Genomic DNA, 997 nt, shown 5'->3' on the forward strand with positions numbered 1-997 from the left:
AACGGCGGCAATTTCCACGTTTCCAGCTTCTTCACCCAGGCCAATGTGAATGGCCAGCGCAACCGTACCTATTCCGCCGGCGGCAACTATGTGTGGGGCATCGTGCGCGCCAGCGCCGGTTATTTCCACTACACCGCCGAACAGGGCGCGCTGGGCCAGCGCAAGGACGACGCCTACACGGTGTCGCTCAAGGTCGATCCCGCCGGTCCCTTCGACTACGAGATTGGCTACCAGATGATGAAGGCCGGCCATGCCGCCCTGAATGCCAACGGCTTCACCATCAACGCCTACGGCAACACCGCCGCCTCGACCGCGACCGACAGCGGCCGCAAGAACACGGTGTACGGCTCGATCTTCTACCACTTCTCGAAGCGCACCGAGGTCTACCTGGCGGCCGACTACATGTTCCTGCAGCACGGCTATCACGCCGCGCAATCGAACGGCTTCGCCCACCAGAGCGAATTCGCGGTGGGCATGCGCACACGCTTCTGATCCAACTGCATCGGCGCGTGCCTAGCGGCGCGGGCCTGGCTCCGAACTTTCCTTGTCCCGGCCACAAGCCGGGTTTTTTTCGCCTTGCGGCTTCGCTCCGCGCTTCAGGCTTGTGCGCCTTTCCTACCTGGAGGACAGCAGGCGGACGCTCGCGGCAAGCCCGGCGAACCAAGTAAAAAAGCCCACCCCGACGGGGAGTCGGCGTGGGCAACGGAGATGGCGTCCCGGCGCGCGCGCAGCGCTATTGCGCCGTGCCGCCGCGACGCGGCAGTCAGGCAAGGTTGCCCGGCTTCCATTTAAGCAGGCGGTTTTCCAGCGTGGTCAGCAGGAAATCCGCGGCAAGCGCCACCACCGCTAGCACGATCATGGCGGCGAACACGCCGCTGGCATTGAAGGCGCCCTGCGCCGTGGCGATCAGCAGGCCGATCCCCTGCTTGGAGCCCAGGAACTCGCCCACCACGGCGCCGACCAGCGCGAAGCCGAAGCTGACGTGCAGGCTGGCCAG

2 protein-coding genes are annotated in these 997 nt (G+C 65.4%); one reads left to right on the plus strand and one right to left on the minus strand.

The window, feature by feature from the left end; genetic code table 11:
- Nucleotides 1–492, plus strand: a 492-nt coding sequence (locus tag AC1RWI_RS37985; RefSeq protein WP_492870883.1) for a porin, incomplete at its 5' end; no start/stop codon positions are given.
- 271 nt (nucleotides 493–763) lie between these two features.
- Here the strand turns inward: AC1RWI_RS37985 and AC1RWI_RS37990 are convergent.
- Nucleotides 764–997: ABC transporter permease subunit (locus AC1RWI_RS37990; RefSeq protein ID WP_492870884.1), on the minus strand; the 234-nt coding region annotated here is incomplete at its 5' end.

The sequence above is a fragment of the Cupriavidus sp. MPR-AND1C genome (genome assembly GCF_058809705.1).